Origin of the sequence: Staphylococcus caeli (genome assembly GCF_900097965.1) — a bacterium.
Taxonomy (GTDB): Bacteria; Bacillota; Bacilli; order Staphylococcales; family Staphylococcaceae; genus Staphylococcus; species Staphylococcus caeli.
The window spans coordinates 1-1,104 of record NZ_FMPG01000032.1; the positions used below are offsets into that span (position 1 = coordinate 1).

Here is a 1,104-nt window from a genome sequence, read left to right on the forward strand (position 1 = left end):
AACCTTCCTCCAAATCAGACAAACGTTTCAAATTCTTTTCTTCATCATCGGTCATAAAATCCGTATCCTTTACAGGATATTTTGCAGTTTCGTCAATTGCCGATTGTATATCCGATTTATATTTATTTTTCGGTCGAATCATTTGAACTTTTACATTTGGATCATAGTCTAATTTCATTGCCTTTTTCCAAAATTGAATCCATTGTTTTTGATTCACGTAGTTTTCTGTATTCTTAAAATAAGTTGGTTCCACACATACCAATACATGCATGTGCTGATTATAAGAATTATCTTTATTATTTATTGTCACTTCCGTTGCACGCATAAAACCAACAAGATTTTTATTAATTTTTTTATATTGCATCATTCGGCGAAATCCTTGAGCCATATCTGACAAACTCTTATTTAATTCTTCGCCATCATAAACATTTTTAACTGTTAATGTGAGAAACAACCAACGAACTGTTGGCTTTTGTTTAATAACTTCTGCAACAACCTTTTGTGACTGAATGCCATGTTTCATTGCTCTCCTCCAGTTGCACATTGGACAAAGCCTGGATTTACAAAACCACACTCGATACAACTTTCTTTCGCCTGTTTCACGATTTTGTTTATACTCTAATATTTCAGCACAATCTTTTACTCTTTCAGCCTTTTTAAATTCAAGAATATGCAGAAGTTCAAAGTAATCAACATTAGCGATTTTCTTTTCTCTCCATGGTCTCACTTTTCCACTTTTTGTCTTGTCCACTAAAACCCTTGATTTTTCATCTGAATAAATGCTACTATTAGGACACATAATATTAAAAGAAACCCCCATCTATTTAGTTATTTGTTTGGTCACTTATAACTTTAACAGATGGGGTTTTTCTGTGCAACCAATTTTAAGGGTTTTCAATACTTTAAAACACATACATACCAACACTTCAACGCACCTTTCAGCAACTAAAATAAAAATGACGTTATTTCTATATGTATCAAGATAAGAAAGAACAAGTTCAAAACCATCAAAAAAAGACACCTTTTCAGGTGCTTTTTTTATTTTATAAACTCATTCCCTGATCTCGACTTCGTTCTTTTTTTACCTCTCGGTTATGAGTTAGT

General features: G+C 32.2%; 1 protein-coding gene. It reads right to left on the bottom strand.

Annotated features, from left to right (window positions below; genetic code table 11):
- Positions 1-799 (bottom strand): protein rep (locus BJS11_RS13165; protein ID WP_070014106.1); only part of this gene is annotated, 799 nt, incomplete at its 3' end.
- Positions 800-1,104: the final 305 nt, after the last annotated feature.